8 protein-coding genes are annotated in these 4,647 nt (G+C 25.6%); all 8 read left to right on the top strand.

Annotated features, from left to right (window positions below; genetic code table 11):
- Positions 1-312, top strand: a 312-nt coding sequence (locus J7M77_RS05090; protein WP_296876664.1) for a GNAT family protein, incomplete at its 5' end; no start/stop codon positions are given.
- Positions 313-331: 19 nt separating this feature from the next.
- Positions 332-871 carry a DUF1697 domain-containing protein gene (locus J7M77_RS05085; protein ID WP_296876661.1) on the top strand — a complete coding sequence of 180 codons (540 nt, stop codon included), beginning with the start codon at positions 332-334 and terminating at the stop codon, positions 869-871.
- A gap of 117 nt (positions 872-988) precedes the next feature.
- Entirely contained in the window at positions 989-1,159 is a 171-nt protein-coding gene (locus tag J7M77_RS05080; protein ID WP_296876659.1) for a hypothetical protein, read from the top strand.
- Positions 1,160-1,297: 138 nt separating this feature from the next.
- Positions 1,298-1,720, top strand: coding sequence for a PH domain-containing protein (locus J7M77_RS05075; RefSeq protein WP_296876657.1), 423 nt, complete (start codon positions 1,298-1,300; stop codon positions 1,718-1,720).
- A gap of 40 nt (positions 1,721-1,760) precedes the next feature.
- Complete coding sequence (locus tag J7M77_RS05070) at positions 1,761-2,300, top strand: DUF3795 domain-containing protein (RefSeq protein WP_296876655.1); 540 nt, start codon at positions 1,761-1,763, stop codon at positions 2,298-2,300.
- A 39-nt stretch (positions 2,301-2,339) separates the two neighbouring features.
- Positions 2,340-2,963, top strand: coding sequence for a hypothetical protein (locus tag J7M77_RS05065; protein ID WP_296876653.1), 624 nt, complete (start codon positions 2,340-2,342; stop codon positions 2,961-2,963).
- Positions 2,964-3,034: 71 nt separating this feature from the next.
- The gene (locus J7M77_RS05060; protein WP_296876650.1) at positions 3,035-3,937 is read left to right on the top strand and encodes a restriction endonuclease; all 903 of its coding nucleotides are present in this window, start codon (positions 3,035-3,037) and stop codon (positions 3,935-3,937) included.
- Between the two features lie 283 nt (positions 3,938-4,220).
- On the top strand, positions 4,221-4,647 hold a 427-nt coding region (locus tag J7M77_RS05055; protein ID WP_296876648.1), incomplete at its 3' end, for a CatA-like O-acetyltransferase.

Raw genomic sequence — 4,647 nt, 5'->3', positions numbered from 1 at the left:
GTAATAGGAAGTATTACAGTTTTTCGTCAAGAAAACATCCATAATAAAACAGGTGAGTTAGGATATTATCTTGCTAGAGAATATTGGGGTAAAGGAGTAATGACTAAAGCAGTTAACCAAATTTGTGAATATGTTTTTAATAATAGCGATATTATTCGTATTTATGCTGAGCCGTTTGCCTATAATATCGGTTCATGTCGCGTGCTTGAAAAAGCCGGATTTCACTATGAAGGAACGTTACGAAAAAATGCGATAAAAAACGGGAAAATCCTTGATATGAAAATGTATTCAAGATTAAAAGATGATGAATAAAAAAGGAGAATTTACCTGGATGGAAAGATATATTGTATTATTACGAGGAATTAATATTAGTGGCAAAAATAAAATAGTTATGGATGAGTTGAAAAAAGCTTTTGAAGAAGCAGGATTTTTAGAAGTTAAAACATATTTAAATAGTGGCAATGTAATTTTTTCTAGTGAAAAAGATAGTATAGAAATAATTACTAATCAAATTGAAGAAGTGATAAAAAAGCAATTTAATCTAAATATTCCTGTGTTTGTTATTTCAAGTAAAAAACTTGAAGACATACTTTTGCATGCTCCAACTTGGTGGGGAAATGATGATAAAGAAATCTATGATAATTTGATCTTGATAATCCCACCAGCTAATTTTGATGAAGTTTATGGTGAAATTGGAAAACCTAAAGAAGAATTAGAAAAAATAGAAAATTATCAAAATGCGATATTCTGGTCATTTAACCGAAAAAAGTATCAAAAAACTAACTGGTGGTCAAAAACAGCAAATGCCAATATTGCATCTAAACTAACAATAAGAACAGCTAATATAATTAAAAAAATAGTAAAAATGTAAAGGAATGACTATGCAACGAATATTAATGGAAATTAAAACAATGATTGATAAAAATAATCAAGAAATATTTATCGAAAAAAGATAAATTTAATGGTTATAAATAAAATGGAGGTAATGATGGAAGAAAATAAAACAACTATCGTGAAAAAAACAGTTAAATCAGGAATCACTTTTGGTAGTGCTTTAGCTATGGTTATTAGTTATACAACCTGGCATTCTGTTGGCTGGGCTATCTTTCATGGCTTACTTAGCTGGGTATATGTTATTTATTTTATTTTACGTTATTAAATAAGAAAATAGATAGAAAGATATTTTATTTAATTGAAATATCTTTTTTTATGATAAAAGTAATCAGCTATAAAAGATAATCAATTGATGATATAATATTAAGTAATTAAAATAAATAATTGATGGGAGATCAAGATTATGAATCAAGTAAAAACGTATGCTGGTAAAAATGCCTGGTGGTTAATTTTAGTTGTTGGATTGTATAATGTATGTCCAGTTATAATTTTTTATAATAATTTAGATATTTTAAATATTTGGTGGATTATTCTTGGAGTTTTTTATTATGGTTTTAATCTTGTCTGGATACCTATTTTAATTAGAAATAAAATTGAGTTATATGATAATTATTTCATTTTATATTATGGATTTCAAAAAGAACGAATAAATATTAATGACATAATTCAAATTGAAAAAAGTCATAATCCAATAGCGGCAACTGCCAATTCAATCGATCGAATTTATATTAAAACCAAAAATCGAGAATTATATATATCTTTAAAAAATAACGATAACTTTATTAAAGAAATCTTAAATAAAAAAATGTTGTTATTGAAGAAATAGAAAACAATTATTAATAATGAAATTTTATGGAGCTAATATTATGAAAGGATTTGTACGAAAAAATCAATTATTTTCTCTTTGTGGCTTGAATTGTGGATTATGTCCAATGTTTTTAGGAAAATATTGTGGTGGTTGTGGTAATGGTAATCAATCATGTAAAATTGCTAAATGTAGTCTTGAACATGGAAAAATTGAGTATTGCTATGAATGTAAAGATTATCCATGTAAAAAATATCAGTATATTGATGAATATGATTCTTTTATTACTCATCAACGTCAAAAAGCAGATTTAAAAAGAGCACAAGATATTGGTATTGAACAATATAGTTTTGAACAACAAGAAAAAATAACAATTCTTTTATATTTGCTTGCTAATTATAATGACGGTCGTAGAAAGAATTTCTTTTGTGTAGCAGTTAATTTACTAGAACTTTCTACACTACAAGAAATTATGAAGCATATACAACAAAACGATGAATTGTCTACTTTATCTATAAAGGAACAATCTTTATATGTAGTTAATATATTTAAAAAAATTGCTGATAGAAAAAATATAAAATTAAAACTAGTTAAAAAGTAAATGATGGAAATATAAAAAGTATAGGAGGGTACAATCATCATGAAAAATCCATGGGAAGAAATTTTGCTAACTGATTATGAAAATCATATGAAACTTGATTCTGTTAAGCAGTTGCAAATTATGAATGAAATGATGAAAGATCAATTGAATACCTATCCTATTTCTAATGTAATGATATTGGGAGTTGCTGGTGGAAATGGTCTGGAACATATTGAAAAAAATAAGTTTAAAAAAGTATACGGAATCGATATTAATATAGCTTATTTAAAAGAGGTAATTAAAAGATATGATCAATTGAAAGATATCTTAGAGTGTTTATGTATTGATTTAATAAATGAAACAGATAAACTTCCTCATGCAGATATGATTATTGCAAATTTAATAATAGAATATATTGGCTATGAATGTTTTCAAAAAGCAATCAAGCAAGTTAATCCTAAATATGTTTCATGTATTATTCAAATTAATCTAGAGGGTAATTGGGTATCAGCTTCTCCTTATCTGCATGTATTTGATAATTTAAACCAAATACATCATCAAATAGAAAAAGCTGAATTAGAAAAAGCTATGTTTGAAATTGGTTATTCTAAAATAAAATCGTTAGAACATATTTTGCCTAATGGAAAGAAATTTATCCAGATAGATTTTGAAAGAAAATTATAATATGAGATAAAAAGTTAATGATTATTTATTATAGATGTTAAAGGCTGGTTGAAAAAGGGAGGAAAGATAAAATGGTACCTAAATATAATGAAATGTATAAAGAAGTATTAATAGTTTTAAATCGTTATAAAGAATTAAGCTTGAAAGAATTAGTTAAAGAGGTTTCTGATGTATTAAACCTTTCTATGGAAGATAGAGAAGAAACTTTAGAAAATGATAAGTGTACGGTTATTTATTATCGACTAGGTTGGACAAAAACATATTTAGCTAAAGCAGGACTTTTAGAAACAGTAAGAAGGGGAGTTTATAAAATAACTTTAGAAGGTAAAAAGGTTCTTGATTCTGGGGATGATATTACTAATGAATATTTAATGAAATATCCATCATTTGTAGAGTTTTTTAAACCAAATAAAAAAGATATTGCTAGAGAAATTAATGCAGAGGAAAATAATACACCAATTGAAAGTATTGATAAATCAATAAAAATGATTACTTCTCGATTAAGTGATGAACTATTAGAAATGATTTTTTCAAAAGAACCAATTTTTTTTGAAAGACTGGTATTAGATTTATTAAATCGAATGGGGTATGCTTTTGATGATGAATCTGTTATTAGTACAAAATATAGTGGTGATGAGGGAATAGATGGTATTATCAAAGAAGATAAATTTGGTTTTAATAATATTTATATTCAAGCTAAAAGATGGAATGATGTTGTAGGTAGACCGGAAATACAAAAGTTTTTAGGTGCTGTTGCTGGACAAGGTGGATCTAAAGGATTATTTATTACTACTTCTTCTTATACAAAAGAAGCAATTGAATTTGCAAAGAAACAACTTCAAGTTAAACTGATTTTAATTGATGGTAAAATGCTTACTAATTTAATGATTGATTATAATTTAGGTGTTAGTATAGAAAAAATATACGAAATTAAGCGATTAGATATGGATTATTTTGATGAAGATTTAATCTGATTTTATTAATACCAAACCATATAAGTTATAAAACTCGTTTGTATTCTATTTGCAATTGATATATGTTTATAAATATTATTATAATAATATATTTTTGCATCAGGAGTGGATAAATTGATTTATTAAAACCTAAATATTTTATTAGCTTAAATAGGAATTATTGGTATTATATCAATAATAAAAACTAAAAGTAATATAATTGTGAGATAGGAAATGAGTTTATTGCGTTTATAAAAAGGATGTAGATAAAGTAGTTAAATTAAAATTAACGGAGGAAATTAAAATGGCTAATTCATATCAGATAATAGATGAAAAATCATGGGCAAGGGCGATGCATTGTAAAGTATTTAGAAATAATGTTGAACCAGCGTTTTGTATAACATTTGAAGTGGGTATTACTAATTTTAGGAATATGGTTAAAAAATATGAAATTTCTTTTACTTTAGCGATGGTCTATGCTGTTTGTAAATGTGCCAATGAAATTGAAGCATTTCGATATCGTTTTGTAGATGGAAATATTGTTTTATTTGATAAAATAGATACAGCATTTACATATCTAAATAAAGATACCGAACTTTTTAAGGTCGTTAATGTACCAATGATCGATGATTTAAAAGAATATTGTAAATTGGCTTCAAAAATCGCAAATGAACAAAAAGAATATTTTACTGGTCCATTAGGAAATGATGTGTTTCAATGTTCTTCAATTC

This window comes from Thomasclavelia sp. (genome assembly GCF_017889095.1).
Lineage (GTDB): Bacteria > Bacillota_I > Bacilli_A > Erysipelotrichales > Coprobacillaceae > Thomasclavelia.
Note: the sequence above shows the minus strand (reverse complement) of the source record. Positions and strands in the feature narration are given on the sequence as shown.

Bases quoted from the DNA above. Each gene is read 5' to 3' on its own strand.
- J7M77_RS05085 (WP_296876661.1), top strand. From the start codon at position 332: ATGGAAAGATATATTGTATTATTACGAGGAATTAATATTAGTGGCAAA.
- J7M77_RS05060 (WP_296876650.1), top strand. From the start codon at position 3,035: ATGGTACCTAAATATAATGAAATGTATAAAGAAGTATTAATAGTTTTA.
- J7M77_RS05065 (WP_296876653.1), top strand. From the start codon at position 2,340: ATGAAAAATCCATGGGAAGAAATTTTGCTAACTGATTATGAAAATCAT.
- J7M77_RS05070 (WP_296876655.1), top strand. From the start codon at position 1,761: ATGAAAGGATTTGTACGAAAAAATCAATTATTTTCTCTTTGTGGCTTG.
- J7M77_RS05075 (WP_296876657.1), top strand. From the start codon at position 1,298: ATGAATCAAGTAAAAACGTATGCTGGTAAAAATGCCTGGTGGTTAATT.
- J7M77_RS05080 (WP_296876659.1), top strand. From the start codon at position 989: ATGGAAGAAAATAAAACAACTATCGTGAAAAAAACAGTTAAATCAGGA.